Genomic DNA, 21,276 nt, shown 5'->3' on the forward strand with positions numbered 1-21,276 from the left:
TGCCGGCAAACTGACAGATGGGGATTAGGCGCGCTGCGAGCGGGCAGCGCGCGCCGATCGCACAGCCAAAGCGAGAAGAGCCTGCCTCGCGATAGCGTCCTCCAGCGCAGGCCGGCGCCGTGTTTCCAGGATGGCCGCCTGCAAGTGCACAAGAGCCTGCCCGAGAGCATCCATCCGCCAAGCGGCCAACGCCTTTTCCAATGCAGGTTTTCGCCGAAAGTGCACGCGCCGGCCTTGTTCTGCGACCACATTTCCGACCTGCTTGCCGTCCTGCTCGACTGATGCTCGCATTGTCTCAAGTGCCTGGAATTGACGCAGGCAACTTTGCAAGGCCAGGAAGACCGATGTCTTCGAGGCCATGATCCGTCGTAATGATAGATCGAGCCCCTCCACGTCGCCCAGCAACACGGCATCGACGGCCGCGTCGACCGACAGGGCGGAGGCATCACCGATGACCGCCATGACGTCCTCTTCCTGAACGACGTCCTTGCCTTGGGCGTAGAGGGCAAGCTTCTGGATCTCGCCACGCGAGGCGAGGCGATCGCCACCGATCAGGCTGGCGAGGAGCTCACGCGCTGCCGACGTCAAGCGCAGTCCAGCCGACGACATTTCACTGTCGATCAGCTCATTCACGCTGCGCCCTTCGTCGGCGTAACAGGGCACGGCAAGGCCTGCTTTGGCTTCTTCGACGAGTTTTCGAAGACCGGTGCCCTTTTTGAGATCGCCGGCTTCGATGAGAACGAGGCAGTCGTCAGGAGGATTGTTTGCCAGCTCTGCTACGGCTTCCAGCACGCCACGGTCGTTGCCGGCACCCAGAAGTCTGACGAGCCGCAATCCGCCGAAGAGACCGATCGCGCGGGCTTCGTCAACCAGGCGACCAGGATCGGAATTTACCGTGCCGGCGTCGAGCCGGATCGCCGAGAATGGATCGTCAGCATCGACCTTGGTGACGGCCACAAGATTGGCCGCCCGTTCGGCCACCAAGCCACGGTCGGGGCCATAGATCAGCACGATCGGCTGTGGGGGAAGGCCCTTGGCAATCAGACGTTCGAATTCATGCGCCTTGATTTGCGCCACGGGCCGCCTCTGTCGTCAGGAACAGCGCGAGGTCGGCACGCAGACGCTCCGCAAGCTCGCGGGCTGCTCGATTTTCTGCGTCCCGAGCGGCACGCAGATCGGCAAAGCCCTGTTCGAAACGGTCGTAGCTTGTGGTGACCGATTGGCGGCGGAGAGCAACGACGTCGCCGGTTGCCGAATCGGTGATTTCGTATTCCGCGCGCACCGTCAGGTTCTGGCCGGTTGCCCGCCCATCGAGCGGATTACGCAGGATACCGACGTCGGTGCGCGTTACGGTCAGCTCGACCCGGTAGCGTGCGTCGGATGGTTGGCCGGCACCACCATGAAGCAGAAAGATCAGTTCATTGCGGAGTTCCTGCCCGACGCGATCTTCTGCCGCCTCGATGATTATGTCTGCTGCGGGACGCGCGGCCATGTCGTAGCCGGGCGTCGACCGGTCGGCGTAGAGCGGCGTGACCTGGCAAGCGGAAAGGCCGAGGCACAGGGCCCCGGCAGTGAGGCGGAGAACAGGCCGGCCGATCGAGCGGCGGATGTCAGACAACGACATTCACGATCCTCTGGGGAACGATGATGATTTTCCGAGGCTCGTTTCCGGCCATGGCGGCCTGCACGAAATCGAGCGCCAGCACGGCGGCTTTCACGTCATCTTGCGAGGCTTCGCGCGCGATTGTCAAATCGCCACGCTTCTTGCCGTTGATCTGCACAGGCAGCAGGATTTCATCCTCCACGACCAGTGCGGGATCGAAGTTCGGCCATGCCGCCATCGAAACCATGCCTTCGTTTCCGAGCGCGGACCAGCACTCTTCGGCGAGGTGAGGGGTCATCGGTGCAATCAGGTGAACCAGGATTTCGACCGCTTCCCGACAGGCAGCCAAGACGTCGGGTTCAGCGCCTCCCTTGGCAACGGACTGCAACGGGGCCGACAGCGTGTTGGTCAATTCATAGATGCGCGCGACGGCCTTGTTGAAGCCGAGACGTTCCAGATCTTCGCCAACAGCCTTGAGGGCCTTGTGCGCAGCGCGTGAAACATCGAGAGCCGTGCCCGAGGTTCCGGCTGCGGGTGCAATGCCGGAGAGTGCCTCACGGGATTCCTGCACAAGTCTCCAGATGCGCTGCACGAACCGATGCGCACCTTCGACACCGGACTCGGTCCAGATGACATCGCGTTCCGGCGGCGAGTCCGACAGCATGAAGAAGCGTGCCGTATCGGCGCCGAACGAGGCGATGATGTCGTCGGGATCCACGACGTTCTTCTTGGACTTCGACATCTTCTCGATCGAGCCGATCGCCAGAGCTTCGCCGGTCTCGATATGGCTTGCACGGCGGGTGCCTTCGATATCCTCGATACGGACATCCGCAGGGGCTACCCAGCCGGCTTCACCCTTGTAAGTCTCGTGCACGACCATGCCCTGGGTGAACAGGCCCTTGAACGGCTCGTCCAGATCGAGATGGCCTGTTGCCTTCATCGCGCGGGTGAAGAAGCGCGAATAGAGAAGGTGGAGGATCGCATGCTCGATGCCGCCGATATACTGGTCGACGGGCAGCCAGGCATTGGCCGTCTGCGGCTCGGTCGGCGCATCGGCGCGGGGCGCGGTGAAACGTGCGAAATACCAGGATGAATCGACGAAAGTGTCCATCGTGTCCGTTTCGCGACGGGCTGCCGCACCGCATTCGGGGCAGGACACGTGGCGCCATGTGGGATGGCGGTCGAGCGGATTGCCCGGCTTGTCGAAATTGATGTCGTCGGGCAGCTGCACCGGAAGGTCCGTCTTCGGCACCGGCACGACGCCGCACGCTTCGCAGTGGATCACGGGGATCGGGCAACCCCAGTAGCGCTGGCGCGAAATGCCCCAGTCACGCAGGCGGTAGTTCAGCTTGCGCTCCGCCTGCGGCCGGCCATTGATCTCGGTCTCGGCCAGTCGACGCGCGACCTCCTCGAATGCTTCATCGGGCGTCATGCCATCCAGGAAGCGTGAGTTGATCATCACGCCTTCGCCGGTATAGGCGGTCTCGGTGATCTGGAACGATGCGGCGTCCGCATCCTTCGGCATCACCACCGGGGTTACCGGCAGACCGTAGCGATTGGCGAAATCGAGGTCGCGCTGGTCGCCGGACGGGCAGCCGAAGATCGCACCGGAGCCGTAGTCCATCAAAACGAAATTCGCGACATAGACCGGCAGCGTCCAGGACGGGTCGAAGGGATGTTTCACGTGAATCCCTGTCGGGAAGCCCTTCTTCTCCGCAGTCTCAAGCGCAGCCAGCGAGGTGCCGGCGCGACGGCATTCCTCGCAAAAGGCTTCAAGCTCGGGGTTTGACGCGGCAGCCTGGCCCGCGAGCGGGTGGTCAGGCGAGATCGCCATGAAGGACGCGCCAAACAGCGTATCGGGTCGCGTCGTATAGACTTCGAGCTCCCTCGCGCCTGCGGGCGCCGTTGCGGGATCGATCTCCCAGCGAATGACCAGACCTTCGGACTTGCCGATCCAGTTCTTCTGCATGGTCCGGACTTTCTCCGGCCAGCGATCGAGACCATCCAGCGCCGTCAGCAAATCCTCGCTGAAATCGGTAATGCGGAAGAACCACTGCGTCAGTTCGCGTTGTTCGACCAAAGCGCCCGAACGCCAGCCGCGGCCGTCGATCACCTGCTCGTTGGCCAGAACCGTCTGATCGACCGGATCCCAGTTGACCTTGGATTCGCGGCGGTAGACGAGGCCCTTCTCCAGGAAGTCGAGAAAGAGGTGCTGCTGCCGCTGATAGTATTCCACGTCGCAAGTCGCGAATTCGCGGCTCCAGTCGAGCGACAGGCCCATCGATTTCAGCTGGCGCCGCATCGTGTCGATGTTCTGGTAGGTCCACTCTTTGGGGTGGACCTTGTTCTGCATGGCGGCGTTTTCGGCCGGCATGCCGAAGGCGTCCCAGCCCATCGGGTGCAGCACGTTGAAGCCGCGCGCCCTTTTGTAACGGGCAACCACGTCGCCCATGGCGTAGTTGCGCACATGGCCCATGTGGATGCGGCCCGATGGATACGGGAACATCTCGAGGACGTAGTATTTCTCGCCGTCAGCATCATCCTTCGTTTCGAAGACCTGATCTTCGGCCCAGCGCGCCTGCCATTTCGGCTCGGTTTCGCGTGGATTGTATCGTTCGATCGCCATGGCTGCCTTGGAGTTCCGGGACTGTCGGGAGTTCGGTGTGGGCGGACCTTCACCATGAAACCCCATGATCGTCAACCATTCCGGCCGTTCTGCCCGTGCGCGGCGGCATTGCCGTGGTCGGCGCGCCGCGCTAGGTGCTGGTCGCAATCAAGGAGAGCGATGTGAGCGCAGTCGATAATCTGGCCGCCATCAAGCAAAAGATCAGCCGCGCGGAACGCAAGGCGGAGCGATCGCCTGGCGACGTCGAACTCGTTGCTGTCAGCAAGACCTTCGAGGCGGAGGTCATTCGCCCGGTGATCGAGGCCGGCCAGCGGGTCTTCGGCGAAAACCGTGTCCAGGAGGCTCAGGGCAAGTGGCCGGCGCTGCGCGACGGGACACCCGATCTCAAACTGCATCTGATCGGTCCATTACAGTCCAACAAGACTGCAGATGCAGTCGCCCTGTTCGACGTGATCGAGACCGTGGATCGTGAAAAGATCGCCGCGGCCCTGGCTGCGGAATGCGCCAAGCAGAACCGGCAGCTCCAATTCTACGTCCAGGTCAATATCGGCGAGGAAGAGCAGAAGGCGGGTATCTCTCCGATCGAGACGCATGCATTCGTCGAGCGCTGCCGCGACGTCCATAAGCTCGACGTGGTCGGGCTCATGTGCATTCCGCCGGTGGACGAAGCTCCGGGGCCGCATTTCGCGCTGCTGCGAAAGCTGGCGCGGGAAGCCGGGGTTGAGAAGCTTTCAATGGGCATGTCCGCCGATTTCGAGATCGCGATCGGTTTCGGCGCAACGAGCGTGCGTGTCGGTTCGGCGATATTCGGCACCCGTTGACCCCGAAAATCCTGTGATGCCTCCGACACCGTTGCGTGCCATAAACGGGCAACGCGATTGGATTGGGGGAAATCGATGGCTCGTTTGCGGGAAGGTCTGTCGCTTCATGCCCACACGGGCAAGCTGTCGTGAGCGTCGTGTCGGAGCCGGTTTCGGAGCGCAAGCGCAAGCGCGGCATCTATGGCTGGATGGGATTCGACTGGGCGGCGCAGCCATTCTTCACCGTCGTCATCACCTTCATCTTTGGTCCCTATTTCGTTTCGCAGCTGGCTGACGACCCCGTGCGCGGGCAAGCCTGGTGGGGCTACGCGATCGCATTCTCGGGATTGCTGATCGCCGTTCTTTCGCCGGTTCTCGGTGCGATCGCCGACCAGACCGGAGCGCGCAAGCGCTGGATCGCGGCTTTCGCCAGCGTGAAGATCGTTGCTTTGTTCCTGCTGTGGAACGCGGAGCCAGGCTCCGCCCTGATCTATCCGTTCCTGCTGATCGTCATCGCTTCGATCGCCGCGGAATTCTCAATCGTCTTCAACGATGCGATGATCCCGAGCCTCATGACCAATCGGGAGATCGGGCGTTATTCCAATATCGCCTGGGGCCTCGGTTATCTGGGCGGCATGCTCGTTCTCATCTGCGTCGTCGCACTCATGGCGGCGTCCGAGGAAACCGGGCTGACGCTGATCGGCCTGCCGCCGATCTTCGGGCTTGATCCTGCTGCAGGCGAAGCCGCCCGCGCCACCGGTCCGCTTGCCGCTGTCTGGTACCTCGTCTTCATCCTGCCGATGTTTCTGCTGACGCCGGACACGCCGCAAGTCAAACCACTGGGCGGCGCCGTCCGCGACGGCTGGAGCGATCTCAAGGCAACTTGGGGAGAACTGCGCGAGCGCAAGGCGATCCTGAGGTTTCTGGTTGCCCGCATGATCTATCAGGACGGGGTCAACGGGCTCATCGCGCTTGGTGGGACCTTTGCCGCGGCGATGTTTGCGTGGCAGACGACAGAGATCGGCGTTTTCGGCATCATCCTCAACGTCGTCGCGATCTTCGGTTGCCTGGCGGCAAGCCGTCTCGATCGAACGGTCGGTTCGAAGGTGCTGGTGATCATCTCGCTGGTCTGCCTGACGATCGCCTGTATCGGCATCGTCTCGACCGGACCCGGCTTTACGCTTTTCGGCTGGTGGCAGCTCGGGCTGGAGGATTCCGGCGGGCTCTTCGGCACGCCGGCGGAGAAGGCGTACATCTTCTTCGGCCTGCTGATCGGCGTCGCCTTCGGTCCGGTGCAGGCCTCGTCGCGCTCGTTCTTCGCCCGCTCGGTGACGCCCGAGGAAGCAGGGCGCTATTTCGGGCTCTACGCTCTTGCGGGCCGCGCGACGTCTTTCCTTGCACCCTTCACGGTGGCGACCGTCACGGCGCTCAGCGGCTCGGCAAGGCTCGGCATGGCGACGCTGGTCCTGTTTCTCGTGGTTGGGCTCGCGATCCTCGTCGCGACGCCCTATCCCGCCAACAAGCCGGTGCCGCCATCCCGTCCCCTGTGACGGGGGTTAGTGCCGGAAGTGGCGCACACCGGTGAAGACCATGGCGATGCCGGCTTCGTCGGCTGCCGCAATCACATCGTCGTCGCGCATGGAGCCGCCCGGCTGGATCACCGCCGTCGCGCCGGCTTCGATCGCCGTCAGCAGACCATCGGCGAAGGGGAAGAAGGCGTCCGACGCGACCACCGAACCGCGAGTCAGCGGCTCGGGAAGGCCAAGCACTTCGGCGGCATCGATCGCTTTGCGAGCGGCGATGCGCGCGGAATCGACCCGGCTCATCTGACCCGCACCGATGCCGACGGTGGCCCCGTGCCTGGCGTAGACGATCGCATTCGACTTCACGTGCTTGGCCACGCGGAAGGCGAAGCGCAGGTCGGCCAGTTCGGTTTCGCTCGGTGCGCGCTTCGTCACGATCTTGAGGTCCATCTGATCGACAAGCGCATTGTCGCGGTTCTGGACGAGCAGACCACCGGCGACCGAGCGAACCGTCATGCCGGCAGCGGCCGGATCGGCAAGCGCTCCGGTCGTCATGAGCCGTAGGTTCTTCTTTGCCGCGACGATCGCCATCGCTTCCTCCGTGGCCGACGGCGCGATAATGACTTCGGTGAAAATCTCGGTGATCGCGCGGGCAGCTTCCGCATCAAGCTCGGTGTTGAGCGCCACGATGCCGCCGAATGCCGACGTCTGGTCGCAGACGAGCGCCTTTCGGTAGGCTTCCAGCGCTGACGAACCGACGGCCACGCCGCACGGGTTGGCGTGCTTGATGATCGCGCAGGCCGGGCCGGACGAGGCGGCAAACTCGCTGACGAGCTCGAAGGCGGCATCGGTGTCGTTGATGTTGTTATAGGAAAGCGCCTTTCCCTGGTGCAGCGTTGCTGTGGCAACGCCGGGGCGGTGTTCGCCCGTGACGTAGAAGCCTGCCTGCTGATGCGGGTTCTCGCCGTAGCGCATGACGGTCTTCAGCTTGCCGGCAAACGACCGGTGGCGGGGGGCCGGCAGTTCGAGCGCCTCAGCGAACCAGCCCGAGATCGCCGCATCATAAGCGGCCGTGCGGGCATAGGCCTTGGCTGCGAGTTCCTTGCGGGCGGCAAGCGGCAGCGCGCCGGAGTGCGCCTTCAGGTCTTCAAGAACCGCGGCATAGTCTTCCGGGTCGGTGACGATCGTCACATAGGCATGGTTCTTTGCCGCAGCGCGGATCATGGCAGGACCACCGATGTCGATGTTCTCGACGCTGGTCTCGTAATCGGCGCCCTTCGCGCGCACCTCTTCGAACGGGTAGAGGTTGATCACGGCCAGGTCGATCGGAACGATGCCGTGCGTTGCCATCGCCTCGTTGTGCTCTGCGTCGTCACGGATCGCGAGAAGCCCGCCATGCACGCCGGGATGCAGCGTCTTTACACGGCCATCCATGATTTCCGGAAAGCCGGTGACATCGGATACGTCGCGCACGGGCAGGCCTGCCTCTGCGATCGCACGGGCCGTTCCGCCCGTCGACAGCAGTTCGACGCCGAGGTTCGAAAGCGCGGTCGCGAATTCAATCAGGCCCTGCTTGTCGGAGACCGACAGCAATGCACGACGAATGGTGACGAGGTCCGGCGCCGGAACGCGCTTCGATGAAACGGCCATGTTGATCAATCCCCTTGAAGCCGGAACGCGGGAAGGTCTTCCGGCGAATTCGGGGGTCGCCTAGCACAGCATGGCTCAAGAGGGAACGCTTTGGCGGCAGCCTGCGATTCAAACCAGCCGGGTCAGGGCCCACTGGATTTCAGGGGTCTCGCCCAGGCGCATCGTCACGGTGATCTGGGAGGAGCGTCGCGGCCCGGTGATATCGGCGAGATAGATGCTGTCCTCGACCGCCGGCTTCGTCTCCACACATTCGAACGTCCAGCGTTCGCCGTCCGGCGCCGTCAGGAGAATGTTGCCGCTGGAAGCCTGGTCGATCGAGATCTTCGGATGAATGTGAAACCGCGCCACGGCCACCCGCTTGTCGCTCGGTTCCGGATCCTTGTCGCCGCGTTGGAGAATGCGGTCGCGGCCGACGATCCGAGCGCCGTCCGGCGACAGGCGGATCTCTCTCTCATGGTACAGACCGAAGCGGGCGAGGTAGCCATCGTGCCGGGCAACGAAGCCCTGGTTGCCCGTATCGCTGTCGATCCGTTCCAGCGAGACGGTCCGAATGCCGCCGATCATGATGGGCCCGAGGAAGCGCGACTGCGACTGCCGGCTGGAGGACGTGTCCTGGACAACGACCGTCGAATGGGCAGCAGTCGAGCGCGCCAGCGACTGGAATTCGCGGCTTGCCGAAACGGGCATGCCGGAATTGACGATGAAGCGATTGCGGCCGGACGACATCTCGAAGGCGAGACAGCCCGCATGGGCTCGCGTCGACAGGATGCCGGCCGGTGGGCTGCCCGTGTCGGCGATGACGACTGTGGGGCCGCATTCCAGGCGCTGGTAGCCGAGATGCGGTGCAGCCTTGAACGTCCGGCCTGTGCTCTCGTCATAGCGCAGCACGCAGAGAAGCCGGTCAGCGGAAACCGATGTCGCGCCGTTGAACAGAGCGAGTTCGCCGTTGGAATGGCGAAAGAAGCGCAGAGCCGGAAACATGCGGTCGATCGCGGGGATCAGCTTCTTCGGCAGGGTCTGGCCGAGATTGATGTAGGTCTGGCGCAGCGGCAACAGGTCGCACAGAAGATCGAGCGCCACTTCCGGCGAGCGCGAGATATGCCCGCCGTCAGCGAGGATCTGCCAGTCCAGCTCTACATCGAGGTTCTTGGCGGCCGTGCGGATCGCCGTCGGGCTTGCCGGCATGGCAAGCGTCGCCATCGCCAGGGCGATACGCACCTTCAGCCGCGTCTCGCCATTCGGCGTGGTGGGTGCGATATGGCGCAGATAGCGCACCTGGAACGCGAGGCTCTTCAGGAAGCGCCGATAGAAGCCGTGATCCGATCCCTTAAGGACAACCGTGGAATGCGACATCCAGGCGAGCACGCGCTCGGCCATGATCTCCGGCCGCCAGCCTGCGCCGTCGACCCGGCGGCCATGGATCGCGATCCACTCGTCGACCAGCGCCCGGGCATTGGAGAAGGCAAGTTCGGTGTTGGCGGCGCGCAGATGCCTAAGCCAGCGGAACGAATGCAGCCGCTCGGCGAATTCTTCCGAGGGCAGATCCACGATGAACGGGGAATCGCCGTAGGTTTCGAAGACCTGGCCTGCCAACGGAAAGCGTCCGGCATAGATTTCATCGGCGATATGGCGGTCCGCCATCCGAAGATCGGTCGGCGCAACGATCAGCCGATCGGGGGTCATGCCGGCAAATCGGAACGCGGTCACCCTGCCGAGAGCGACGCGCCTGTAAAAGCGACGCCAGACCTCCTCAGCGTAGAGACGCAGCGAACGCCGCGTGTCTGAAAGTGCCAATGTCAAATGGACCCCGTGACCCTTGCAACAGGCCGCTTTGGCCGAGTGATTCTAATGCATAGCGAGTCTGAGGGGAATTCGTTAAAACAAATGACAAATTCGCTGGAGATCGGTCGATCCAGATCGTCGAATTCAGCGGCGGCGAAGGATGGCGGCGAAAAATCCGTCGAGACCGGACGTTTCCGGCGTATCGCCCTGCATCATGGCAGGCGTCGTGCGGAAGAACCCTTCCGGCGTGATCGCTTCCTCTAGGCCCGGCCAGTCGGATGGATCGACGGCAACAAGCTCTACATCGTCGCGCTTGGCGAGGCAGGCCTTCACCAGCGTCTCGCCTTCGGACGGGTCCAGCGAGCAGTTCGAAAAGACGAGCTTGCCGCCTGGCTTCACGAGACCGATCGCCGCGTCGAGCAGGTCGGCCTGCAGCGATGCGAGCTTGGCGACGTCCTCGGCCGATTTCGTCCAAGGCACGTCCGGATGGCGGCGAATCGTGCCGGTCGACGAGCACGGGGCATCGAGAAGAACCGCATCGAAAGTTCTTTTGCCGGCCGTCTTGCGGAAATCGCCGACGATCGTCTCCACCTGCAAGCCAAGGCGGTCCATGTTCTCGCCAAGGCGGCGCAGGCGATTGGCTGACAGATCGAATGCCGTGACCTTGCCGCCGGCGGCTGCGAGCTGCGCAGTTTTGCCGCCAGGCGCCGCGCACAGATCTGCCACGGCCTGCCCTTCGATGGCGCCGAAGAGCCGAGCGGGTATGGAGGCTGCGGCATCCTGCACCCACCAAACGCCATCCTCGAAGCCTTCGACTGCGGGTATCGCGCCATGGGCTGCCGGCAGCCTGACACTGCCGGTGGCCACGACGATGCCGCCGAGACGTTCGGCCCAGCCGGACGCATCCGATTTGACCGTCAGGTCGAGCGGCGGTGCGAAGCGGTGAGCGTCCAGAATACGCTTTGCATTCTCTTTTCCGTAATGGGCGCGCAGCATTTCGACCAGCCAAGGCGGCCCGCCCGCGGCTTGGTCTTTGACCTGCTCGAGCACGCCTTGCCCTTCGCGCGACAGACGTCGAAGCACGGCGTTGGCGAGGTTTGCAAAGCGGCGGCTGCGCGGGTCGGCATGGGTTTGCTCGACCGCAAGATCGACAGCGGCGCGATCCGGAATATCCAGAAAGAGAATCTGCGTGGCGGCAACGATCAGGATGTGGCGCAGCGAGCGCGCGCCATCGGGAAGCTTGCGATCGACCATAGCATCGATCGCGGCGTCTAGAACGGGCAGGTTGCGGAGCGCCGTCAGAAGGATGGCGCGCACCAGCGCCTGGTCGGCCGGCGGTAAGGCGCGGTAGGTGGCGTTACCGTTTTCGGGATCAAGCAGGCCATCGAGCGAGATCGCCCGGTCGATGACCGCGCCGAGCAACCGTGTGGCGGCCTGGCGCGCTGCGAGTCCGGGCTTCTGGTTCGAAGGATGGATGATCGACGTTTCCTGGCGCCTGCGCGACTGGCCAGCCGGGCCGCCGCTCAAGACCACGGGCCTTTCGACGTCGAGGTAGGTCCGCTATCCCATGGCCCGCGACGGGGGCTTTGCATGGTTGCCTGCGTCGGCGCGCTACCACCCATCTGCTGGTGCAGCTGTTCCAGCGCCGCGATGCGATTCTCCGTCGCCGGGTGGGTCGAGAAAAGACCGTCCATGCGCTGGCCGTTCAAGGGATTGATGATGAACATATGTGCGGTCGCCGGGTTGCGCTCGGCGTCTTCGTTGACGACGCGCTTGGCGCCGCCGGCGATCTTGCGCAGGGCAGATGCGAGCCAGAGCGGGTTGCCGCAAATCTCCGCGCCGCGTTTGTCAGCCGAGTATTCCCGTGTGCGGCTGATCGCCATCTGCACGAGCATTGCCGCGAAGGGAGCAACGATCATCGCGGCGAGGACGCCGATGATACCGAGCGGGTTGTTGCGGTTGTTGCCGAAGAAAAACGCGAAGTTGCCGAGCATGGAGATCGCGCCGGCCAGCGTCGCGGTAATGGTCATGATCAGCGTGTCGCGGTTCTGCACATGGGCAAGCTCATGCGCCATGACTGCGGCTACTTCCTCGTGAGACAGGCTGTTGAGAAGTCCGGTGGTTGCGGCGACAGCCGCGTTTTCGGGGTTGCGGCCCGTGGCGAATGCGTTGGGTTGCGGATTGTCGATTACGTAGACCTTCGGCATCGGCAGGCCGGCGTTTTCGGCGAGCTGAGCCACCATGCCGTAATATTCGGGCGCGGTGCGCTCATCGACCTCGTGCGCGTGGTGCATCCGCAGCACCATCTTGTCGGAGTTCCAATAGGCGAAAAGGTTCATGCCCATCGCGACGACCAGCGCGATCAGCATGCCGTTCGTGCCGCCGATCAGGAGCCCGACGCCCATGAACAGCGCAGTCATGAAGGCGATCAACATCGCGGTACGGACAAAATTCATCGTCATCGGCTCCGTTTGCTGCCGGCGCGCCGGGCTTTTCCCGCGCGTCAGGCGCCTCTATATGTGAGGAGCCGGCCTAGTCACGTCAATATTGCCAGCATGAAAGCCGAATGATGACCGAATCCGCTGAAAATCATCCTCTGCCCGACGGTCAGACCGACACGCAGCAAGAGCGTCCACCGCTCTCGGATGCCGCCAAGCGTGCGCTCGCCGAAGCCGAGGAACGCCGCGCCAAGGCGCGCGCCGCCGAACAGCCGCGCGAAATCGGCGGCCGGGGTGGTCTCGATCCGGCTCGGTTCGGCGACTGGGAAATCGACGGCCGGGCGATCGATTTCTAGGACGCGCGGCGACAATTCAAATTGTCGCGAAAGAATAGACGCCTTGCTAAGCGTTCGGTCGGAAGCATTGGCGCCGTTACATCTCGCTTAACTCTGTTGCTCCAAGGATAGCGTCCGATCACGGGACAGTTGGGCGGTTTCAAGACGGCTTGGCTCCAGGTGATCATGAATCATCTTCGGAGCAGCACCGATGCCGAACTTCCTTACCCAGTATCGCCGTTTTGCCAAAGACGAGACGGGCAACATCGCGATCATGTTCGGCTTGACCGCAGTCGTGCTTCTGACGGCCGGCGGACTTGCCGTCGAGGTATCGCGCGCCATGACAGAGCGCAGCTCCATGGCGAACGCGCTCGATGCGGCGGTGCTTGCAACCGCTCGTTCGATATCGCTCGGGGAGATCACGCAGGACGAGGCAGAGGTTTATCTGAACGGCATGTTCGCGGCGAACCTAAACGTGTCGGCTGAGGACGTCGCCGGTTATCGCATCGAGAACATCCAATTCGATGACGTCACGAAGACGCTGTCTGCCAACGGGGCGCGCGATTTCGACACGATGTTCCGCTTCTTCGGTGAGAACAACGCCCTTACGCTACGGACCAGTTCCGCGGCACTTTACGGCACTACCTATGTCGAGGTGGCGATGACATTCGACGTCACCGGGTCGATGTCGGGTGGACGGCTACGCGATCTCAAAAAGGCAGCAGCAGAGGGCGTGACGCTTCTTTTGGGTGATGACGGGGAAAACGAGACAGTTCGCGTCAGTTCGGTTCCCTATGCCGAGTCTGTGAATGCGGGCAGTCTCGCGCGCTACGTCTTTCCTGACGATGGGGCAGCCAACACGGCGCCACCGCGCCTTACAGACTTCAACACCATGATTGAAAGTGGGCAGCGACCCGCTGGACTTTCCCCTCAAGCGAACCTCTCGGGGTCGGGGCCTGTTGGACCGGACACGTGTGCGACAGAGCGGAAGGGAGAGTATGCGGTTCGGTCCGATGGCCCGGATCGAGCCATGGTGAATCGTGACGATCGCGTTGTATCGTGCCCGAATGTGACGCTGATTCCGCTGACCAACGACGTGGACCAGCTGACGTCATCGATCCAAAGTTTCGCGGCTGATGGGGTCACCGCAGGCCAGATCGGGATTCAGTGGGCCTGGTACATGCTCGCGCCGGAATGGGCAGACTATCTTCCTCAAGATTCCCAGCCACGCGACCCAGCGACCAGTTCGGACACCGTGCGCAAATACGCGATCATCATGACTGATGGCGAGTTCAACACCGCGTTTTCAGGATCAAACCGGCAGCGCCCGCAGGGCCCGCAACAGCGTGAAGCTGCCCGCGCCACCAACCAGGCGCTGGCGCTCTGCGAGGCCATGCGAGACGATGGCATCACCGTGTTTACCATCGGATTTGGTCTCAGCAATGGATCGCGCCCTATGAACATGCTCCGCGATTGCGCAACACCCCAGGATGGCGCCATCCAGTATTTCTACAATGCAACGACAGGTGCCGATCTGACAGCGGCCTACACGGAAATCAGCCGAACCATCCAGTCGCTCCGGCTCGTCCGATAGAACCCAGACAAAAAGAAACCGCCCCGACGATCTGTCGGGGCGGTTCCTAGTGGCGTGACTTGCATCCGCCGCGGTACCGTCGGCCAGCCTATGGTCGGGCCGGCACCGCTTATGTCCTGCCGATCAACGGGAAGGTTGCTCCCCGTGGCGACAATCCACCAAAGCCTCGCGACGGATACCAAAATCACTCGACATCGGATCACCTCCTTTCGTTTCGTTGCACATGAAATGGAATATGGGTCGCTTCCGCCTCCGTGGCAATGGCCCTCATCGAAGGAACCTTTCCCGCGGGTCGCCATTTCGCCGCGGTTGCTTTCCATGGTCCCGCCGGGTCAGACGAAAGCCCGACGCCGGTGCATGGAGTGGCGAACTGAATGAAGAACAAGGTCGAGGACTGGCTGGAGCGGCTTTCGCGTTCGCGCCACGAGAAAACGCTGCTCTTCGGTGCGTCCTTCGCCGAAACGGTCATCGTGCCTATCCCGATCGAGCTCATCCTCGTGCCCTATATGGCGATCCATCGATCGCGCATGTTCTGGCTCGCCACGATCGTCCTTGCCGGATGCCTTGCTGGCGCGCTTTTCGGCTATGTTCTCGGTTATCTCTTCTTCGAGACGGCCGGCCGGTGGGCGATCGAGACATTCGGCTGGCAGGCGGGCTATGCCGAGTTCCTGGATCTTTTCGAACGCCATGGCTTCTGGGCGATCATCGCCGTGGGGATCATCCCCATTCCATTTCAGATCGGGATGCTGACGGCGGGTGCTGCGGGCTATTCGTTGCCGTTGTTCCTGCTGGCGGCGCTGATTGCGCGGGGTGTGCGCTACTATGGTCTCGCGCTCGTCGTCTATCTGGTCGGAGAGCACGTCATGGATGCCTGGCGCCACAACCGACGCGCCTTGCTCGTCGGTTGTGGCATTGCCGCAGGTCTGATGTTAGCCGGCTACTATGGCTACACGCTTTGGTGGTAGCCGGATTCCGAAAAGCCTGACGGATCAGGCCTTCCGGTTTTCACGGTGCTCGATCAGGTCGTCGACGACGGCTGGATCCGCCAGCGTCGAGGTGTCGCCGAGTGCGCCGAAATCGTCCTCGGCGATCTTGCGGAGAATACGGCGCATGATCTTGCCCGAGCGGGTCTTCGGCAGGCCCGGCGCGAACTGGATCTTGTCCGGTGATGCGATCGGGCCGATCTCGTTGCGCACGTGCTTCACGAGATCCTTCTTCAGATCGTCGCTCGGCTCCACGCCACCCATCAGGGTTACGTAGCAATAGATGCCCTGGCCCTTTACGTCGTGCGGATAGCCGACGACGGCCGCTTCGGACACCGATTCATGGGCAACGAGCGCCGATTCCACTTCGGCGGTACCCATGCGGTGGCCGGAGACGTTGATGACGTCGTCGACGCGGCCTGTGATCCAGTAGTATCCGTCGGCATCGCGGCGGCATCCGTCGCCGGTGAAGTACTTGCCCTTGTAGGCGGAGAAATAGGTCTGGATGAAGCGCTCGTGGTCGCCATAGACCGTGCGCATCTGGCCTGGCCACGAATCGGCGATGCAGAGGTTTCCGTCCGTCGCGCCTTCCAGCACCTTGCCCTCGGCATCGACGAGTTCGGGCTTCACGCCGAAGAAGGGCAGGGTCGCCGAACCGGGCTTGAGGTCGATCGCGCCCGGCAGCGGCGTGATGAGAATGCCGCCGGTTTCGGTCTGCCACCAGGTGTCCACGATGGGGCAGCGCTTGTCGCCGACGACGTTGTAGTACCACTCCCAGGCTTCCGGGTTGATCGGCTCGCCGACCGAACCGAGCGTGCGCAGGGACTGGCGCGACGTCTTCGTCACATGGTCGTTGCCGGCGCCCATAAGCGCGCGGATCGCCGTCGGTGCGGTGTAGAAGATGTTGACCTGGTGCTTGTCCACCACTTCCCAGAAGCGGGCAGGCGACGGGTAGTTCGGCACGCCTTCGAACATCAGCGTCGTCGCGCCGTTCGCGAGCGGGCCGTAGACGATGTAGGAATGGCCGGTCACCCAGCCCACGTCCGCAGTGCACCAGTAGATGTCGCCGTCATGGTAGTCGAAGACATATTCGTGGGTCATCGAGGCGTAGACGAGGTAACCGCCCGTGGTGTGCAGGACGCCCTTCGGCTTTCCGGTCGAGCCCGACGTGTAGAGGATGAAGAGCGGGTCTTCCGCGTTCATCTGCTCCGGCTCGCATGTCGCGGACGCTTTGGCGACGGCTTCCTCATAGGCGATGTCGCGGCCTTCGTGCCACGCGACGTCGGCGCCGGTGCGCTTGACGACCAGCACGTTGGCGACGTCCGCGCCCTGCTTCTTGGCGATCTCGATCGCTTTGTCAGTGTTGACCTTGAGCGGCACTTTCTTGCCGCCGCGCAGGCCCTCGTCCGAGGTGATGATGAAGGTCGAGGCGGCGTCGACGATGCGGCCAGCCAGTGCGTCCGGCGAGAAGCCGCCAAAGACGATCGAGTGAACCGCGCCGATACGGGCGCAGGCCAGCATCGCATAGGCCGCTTCCGGGATCATCGGCATGTAGATGGTGACGCGGTCGCCCTTCTCGACGCCGTTGTCCTTCATGACGTTGGAGAGGCGGCAAACGGCGTCATGCAGTTCGCGATAGGTGATCTTCTTGTCGTCGGCCGGGTCGTCGCCTTCCCAGATGATCGCGACCTGATCGCCGCGCTTTTCGAGATGACGATCGATGCAGTTGTAGGAGACGTTGGTCAGGCCGTCTTCGAACCACTTGATGGAGACGTCGCCCTCGAAGCTCGTGTTCTTGACCTTGGTGTAGGGCTTGAACCAGTCGATCCGCTTGCCGTGTTCGGACCAGAACGCTTCAGGATTGTCGATGCTCTCGGCGTACCATTTCTCATAGGTCGACCGGTTGATCTTGGCGCGGGCTTCCGCATCCTGGGTTACTTTGTAGACGGCAGCGGACATGAAAAATCCTCCTTGATCCTCGGTCATGCGATGTGGCGCATGTCTCCCACCGGGTCGGGCATGCCGACCTCTTCCTGGCGGCATTCATAACATCTCAATGACACCCGGCAATTAGACGAAGGGTTTGCGGCTGGATGGCGCAGCAATCGGTCAATTGCAATCGCGGCGGAACGCAGGTATAGACCTGCCCATTCCCGGAAATTGTGGTCAGTACGCCCAATCCCGCGGCGCGTTCCCTGAAAAGAGCGCGGACGATAGAAGGATCACATCCATGGCTCAACAACTGCTCATGCCGAAAGCGACAGCCGTCTGGCTCGTCGACAACACGGCGCTTTCCTTCGACCAGATCGCCCAGTTCTGTAAGATGCACCCGCTGGAAATCAAGGCGATCGCCGATGGCGAATCGCACCAGGGCATCAAGGGTCTCGATCCGGTCCAGACCGGCCAGCTTACCCGCGAAGAAATCGCGAAGGCGGAAGCCGATCCCAACCACAAGCTCAAGCTGGCCGAACCCAAAGTTCGCGTGCCGGAAGCCAAGCGCAAGGGCCCGCGTTACACGCCGGTTTCCAAGCGCCAGGACCGTCCGAACGCGATCTACTGGCTCGTCCGCAACCATCCCGAACTGAAGGATGCGCAGGTTTCGCGCCTCGTCGGCACGACGAAGTCGACGATCGAGCAGATTCGCAACCGGACCCACTGGAACTCGGCCAACCTGACGCCGATGGATCCGGTGACGCTCGGCCTCTGCACGCAGATCGACCTGGATCTCGAGATCGAACGCGCCAACAAGGGCCGTCCGCTGCCGTCAGCGGCTGCCGACGAGACCCTGGCGCCAACGAGCGAGACGGAAAAGCTGGGCTTCGGTGCCGGCAACGATCGCGAGGAAGAAGAGAAGGAAATCGACGCCGAGGCCGTCTTCGCCAAGCTGAAGTCGCTGAAGCGCGAGACCCCGGAAGAAGACGAAGAAGACGATTATCGTCGCTGATCGTCCGTCACGGACCACATGAAAACGCCCGGCCTCGTGCCGGGCGTTTTTCGTTATGGATCAATCTCGCTGAACGGAAACGATCAGTCTTCCTTCGGCGTGACCGTGTAGTTCAGCGGAAGCCGCCCGCCATCCGCGTAGATCGTCTGGCCGGTGATGTAGCTCGCATCGTCGGATGCCAGAAAGGCCGCGACAGAGGCTATTTCGCTCGGTTCGCCAATGCGGCCGAGCGGCGTGCGCGACAGGATGCGCTTCTTGGCTTCCTTGTCGTTGGCCACCGCCGACAACAGATCGGTCATGATCGAGCCTGGGCCGATTGCGTTTGCGCGGATGCCGTAGGGCGCGAGCGAGAGGGCCATGACCTTCGTCAACTGGCTGACGCCACCCTTCGAGATCGAGTAGGGCACCTGGTTTGCGATCGCGAACGTGTCGTTGATCGACGACATGTTGACGATCACGCCGGGCTTTGCGCCTTCCTTGACGCGCTCGACGAAGTGGCGGGCGACGATCTGGCCGCAGAGGAACGCGCCTTTCAGGTTCACGCGCATGACACGGTCGAAATCGGCTTCCTCGATGTCGAGGAAATCGGCCGAATGCACGATGCCGGCATTGTTGACGAGGATGTTGATGTCGTCAAATGCGTCGAGCGTCGCGGCCACGAGATTGTGCACGTCGAGGCGTTCGGCCACGTCGGTCGCGACGAAGCGGATTTCGCCGAGGGCCGACAATTCTTTCTCGGCGGCTTCGCCAGCCTTCTCGTCGATATCGGCGATGACGACTCTGGCGCCGTCTTCAAGGAACCGCTTGGCGATCGCGAGGCCGATGCCCTTTGCGCCGCCGGTAATGATTGCGATTTTGCCTTGCAGGGCCATGCTGTCACTCCTTGATCTTAGAGCAGTTCGCTTTTCTGCGAAACGTTCAGTTGCTCTAAGTTTTTGATTTGTCGCGTTTCCGGACGGTGAACCGGTATCCACTTTACCTGGATACGCTCTAAAGGCGCGGACATTGGACCCGTCACGGCTCTGAGGTCAATTGCCGCTAGCCGTCATTTCCCTCACGAAACGCTTTGCCGACGCGATGCTCCTTCAGCACCGCCGCGATTTCGTCGAGGATCGCCGGATCGTCGATCGTGGCCGGCATCTTCCATTCCTCGCCATCGGCGATCTTCTGAAGCGTGGCGCGCAGGATCTTGCCGGAGCGCGTTTTCGGCAGACGTTTGACCTGGAAGGCGTTCTTGAATGCGGCCACGGGCCCGATCCGGTCGCGCACGACCTTGACGACGCCGGCGGCAATCTCCTCGGGCGATTGCTCGACGCCATTGTTGGTGACGAAGAAACCGACCGGGATCTGGCCCTTCATGTCGTCCGCGATGCCGATGACCGCGCATTCGGCGACATCGGGGTGGGTTGCGATCGCCTCTTCCATGCCGCCTGTCGACAGCCGGTGGCCGGCGACGTTGATGATGTCGTCGGTGCGGGCCATGATGAAGAGGTAGCCGTCCTCATCGATGTAGCCGGCATCGGCGGTCTTGTAGAAGCCCGGGAACTCTTCGAGATAGGCCTTGTGGAAGCGTTCCGGCGCATTCCAGAGGGTCGGCAGGGCACCTGGTGGCAGCGGCAGCTTGACCACGACATTGCCGAGCGTTCCCGGTCCCAGCGGCTTTCCGGCGTCGTCGACGATCTGCACGTCGTAGCCGGGCAGCGGGACGGACGGCGAGCCAAGCTTGACCGGGAGTTGGCCGAGGCCGACCGGATTACCCACCATCGGCCAGCCGCTCTCCGTCTGCCACCAATGGTCGATCACGGGCACGCCGAGCGCCTTTTGCGCCCACTGGATCGTGTCCGGATCGGCGCGCTCGCCGGCAAGAAAGAGCGTGCGGAACTTAGAGAGGTCGTAGCGGCCGACATGGTCCGCCTTCGGATCGTCCTTGCGGATTGCGCGGAAGGCGGTCGGGGCGGTGAAGAGCGCGACGACGCCGTGTTCGGCAATGATGCGCCAGAAGGTGCCCGCATCGGGCGTTCCGACCGGCTTACCTTCGAACAGGATCGTCGTGTTGCCGTGAAGCAGCGGCGCGTAGACGATATAGGAGTGGCCGACGACCCAGCCGATGTCGGAGGCCGCCCAGAAGACCTCGCCCGGCTTCACGCCGTAATGGGCATGCATCGACCAGTGCAGCGCGATCATGTGGCCGCCATTGTCGCGGACGACACCCTTCGGCTGGCCGGTCGTACCGGAGGTATAGAGGATGTAGAGCGGGTCGGTCGCTTCCACCGGCACGCAGGGCACGGGCTCGGCTTTCGCCCGTGCGGTGGCCATCAGGTTTTCATAGTCGAAATCGCGTCCTTCGGTCAGCTCGCAAGTCAGTTCGTCGCGCTGCAAGACAATGCAGCTTTCCGGTTTGACCCGCGCCATGGCGATTGCCGCGTCGAGGAGCGGCTTATAGGCGACGACGCGGCCGGGCTCGAGGCCGCAGGATGCGGTGATGACCAGCTTGGCGGCGCAATCGTCTATCCGCGTCGCCAGTTCGTTGGCCGCAAAGCCGCCAAAGACGACGGAATGGACGAGACCCAGCCTCGCGCAGGCAAGCATCGCGATGACGGCTTCCGGCACCATCGGCATGTAGATGATGACCCGATCGCCTGCCTTGAGGCCGCGGTCGCGGATGACGGCTGAAAGCGCGGTGACCTCGGACAGCATCTCCGCATAGGTGATCGCGCGTTTGCGGTCGGTTATCGGGCTGTCGTAAATCAGCGCGTTCTGGCTGCCCCGGCCGGCGGCAACGTGGCGGTCGAGGCAGTTGTGGCAGGTATTGGTGGTGCCGCCGACGAACCAGCGCCCGTAGGCGCCTGCCTCGGGATCGAACACCTTATCGGGATCGCTGAACCAGTCGATGGCCGTGGCTGCTTCGGCCCAGAAACCCTCAGGGTCGTCCTGCCAGCGCTGATAGACGGCGTGGTAGCTGCTGTTTTCGGTCATATCAATCCTCCCGGGCGCGGGC

The 21,276-nt window shown here is 62.8% G+C and carries 16 protein-coding genes; 6 read left to right on the forward strand and 10 right to left on the reverse strand.

Going from position 1 to position 21,276, the window contains the following annotated elements; all coding sequences use genetic code 11:
* Nucleotides 1–24: 24 nt before the first annotated feature.
* Genes holA through leuS form a run of 3 tightly spaced genes read right to left on the reverse strand, consistent with a single transcriptional unit; the run spans nt 25 to nt 4,229 of the window.
* Nucleotides 25–1,077 (reverse strand): DNA polymerase III subunit delta, encoded by a 1,053-nt coding sequence (gene holA / locus GC125_RS02235; RefSeq protein ID WP_151983727.1) that lies wholly within the window; start codon nt 1,075–1,077, stop codon nt 25–27.
* The gene (gene lptE / locus GC125_RS02240) at nt 1,055–1,624 is read right to left on the reverse strand and encodes an LPS assembly lipoprotein LptE (RefSeq protein ID WP_151983729.1); all 570 of its coding nucleotides are present in this window, start codon (nt 1,622–1,624) and stop codon (nt 1,055–1,057) included. The genes holA and lptE overlap by 23 nt, the downstream gene beginning before the upstream one ends.
* On the reverse strand, nt 1,611–4,229 hold the full coding sequence (gene leuS / locus GC125_RS02245; RefSeq protein WP_151987446.1) for a leucine--tRNA ligase: 2,619 nt from the start codon (nt 4,227–4,229) through the stop codon (nt 1,611–1,613). The genes lptE and leuS overlap by 14 nt, the downstream gene beginning before the upstream one ends.
* Before the next feature lie 161 nt (nt 4,230–4,390).
* Between leuS and GC125_RS02250 the strand changes: the two genes are divergently transcribed.
* Complete coding sequence (locus GC125_RS02250) at nt 4,391–5,050, forward strand: YggS family pyridoxal phosphate-dependent enzyme (protein WP_502706027.1); 660 nt, start codon at nt 4,391–4,393, stop codon at nt 5,048–5,050.
* 128 nt (nt 5,051–5,178) lie between these two features.
* The gene (locus tag GC125_RS02255) at nt 5,179–6,579 is read left to right on the forward strand and encodes an MFS transporter (protein WP_502706028.1); all 1,401 of its coding nucleotides are present in this window, start codon (nt 5,179–5,181) and stop codon (nt 6,577–6,579) included.
* 6 nt (nt 6,580–6,585) lie between these two features.
* Here the strand turns inward: GC125_RS02255 and purH are convergent, their stop codons facing one another.
* The 4 genes from purH to htpX form a co-directional block, all read right to left on the reverse strand.
* Nucleotides 6,586–8,202 (reverse strand): bifunctional phosphoribosylaminoimidazolecarboxamide formyltransferase/IMP cyclohydrolase, encoded by a 1,617-nt coding sequence (gene purH / locus GC125_RS02260; RefSeq protein WP_151983731.1) that lies wholly within the window; start codon nt 8,200–8,202, stop codon nt 6,586–6,588.
* A 108-nt stretch (nt 8,203–8,310) separates the two neighbouring features.
* A complete protein-coding gene (locus GC125_RS02265; protein WP_502706029.1) occupies nt 8,311–9,996 on the reverse strand; it encodes a heparinase II/III family protein in 1,686 nt (561 codons plus the stop codon).
* Nucleotides 9,997–10,128: 132 nt separating this feature from the next.
* Nucleotides 10,129–11,517 (reverse strand): RsmB/NOP family class I SAM-dependent RNA methyltransferase, encoded by a 1,389-nt coding sequence (locus tag GC125_RS02270; RefSeq protein WP_502706030.1) that lies wholly within the window; start codon nt 11,515–11,517, stop codon nt 10,129–10,131.
* A complete protein-coding gene (htpX, locus tag GC125_RS02275; RefSeq protein ID WP_151983737.1) occupies nt 11,508–12,440 on the reverse strand; it encodes a zinc metalloprotease HtpX in 933 nt (310 codons plus the stop codon). Before htpX ends, GC125_RS02270 begins: the two co-directional genes overlap by 10 nt.
* Before the next feature lie 113 nt (nt 12,441–12,553).
* Between htpX and GC125_RS02280 the strand changes: the two genes are divergently transcribed.
* The 3 genes from GC125_RS02280 to GC125_RS02290 all read left to right on the forward strand — a co-directional run bounded on the left by GC125_RS02280 (nt 12,554) and on the right by GC125_RS02290 (nt 15,316).
* Entirely contained in the window at nt 12,554–12,778 is a 225-nt protein-coding gene (locus GC125_RS02280) for a DUF1674 domain-containing protein (protein ID WP_151987452.1), read from the forward strand.
* Between the two features lie 190 nt (nt 12,779–12,968).
* Nucleotides 12,969–14,351: a TadE/TadG family type IV pilus assembly protein gene (locus tag GC125_RS02285; protein WP_151983739.1), complete on the forward strand. Its 1,383-nt coding sequence runs from the start codon at nt 12,969–12,971 to the stop codon at nt 14,349–14,351.
* A 374-nt stretch (nt 14,352–14,725) separates the two neighbouring features.
* A complete protein-coding gene (locus GC125_RS02290) occupies nt 14,726–15,316 on the forward strand; it encodes a YqaA family protein (RefSeq protein WP_151983741.1) in 591 nt (196 codons plus the stop codon).
* Nucleotides 15,317–15,340: 24 nt separating this feature from the next.
* Here the strand turns inward: GC125_RS02290 and acs are convergent, their stop codons facing one another.
* On the reverse strand, nt 15,341–17,293 hold the full coding sequence (acs, locus tag GC125_RS02295) for an acetate--CoA ligase (RefSeq protein ID WP_151983743.1): 1,953 nt from the start codon (nt 17,291–17,293) through the stop codon (nt 15,341–15,343).
* Nucleotides 17,294–17,564: 271 nt separating this feature from the next.
* Between acs and GC125_RS02300 the strand changes: the two genes are divergently transcribed.
* Nucleotides 17,565–18,278 (forward strand): DUF1013 domain-containing protein, encoded by a 714-nt coding sequence (locus GC125_RS02300; protein ID WP_151983745.1) that lies wholly within the window; start codon nt 17,565–17,567, stop codon nt 18,276–18,278.
* Between the two features lie 83 nt (nt 18,279–18,361).
* Here GC125_RS02300 and GC125_RS02305 read toward each other — a convergent pair whose 3' ends face one another.
* Together GC125_RS02305 and GC125_RS02310 are read right to left on the reverse strand one after the other, a co-directional pair.
* Nucleotides 18,362–19,150 carry an SDR family NAD(P)-dependent oxidoreductase gene (locus GC125_RS02305; RefSeq protein WP_151983747.1) on the reverse strand — a complete coding sequence of 263 codons (789 nt, stop codon included), beginning with the start codon at nt 19,148–19,150 and terminating at the stop codon, nt 18,362–18,364.
* A gap of 166 nt (nt 19,151–19,316) precedes the next feature.
* A complete protein-coding gene (locus tag GC125_RS02310) occupies nt 19,317–21,254 on the reverse strand; it encodes a propionyl-CoA synthetase (protein ID WP_151983749.1) in 1,938 nt (645 codons plus the stop codon).
* Nucleotides 21,255–21,276: the final 22 nt, after the last annotated feature.

Source organism: Rhizobium sp. EC-SD404 (assembly GCF_902498825.1).
Lineage (GTDB): Bacteria > Pseudomonadota > Alphaproteobacteria > Rhizobiales > Rhizobiaceae > Georhizobium.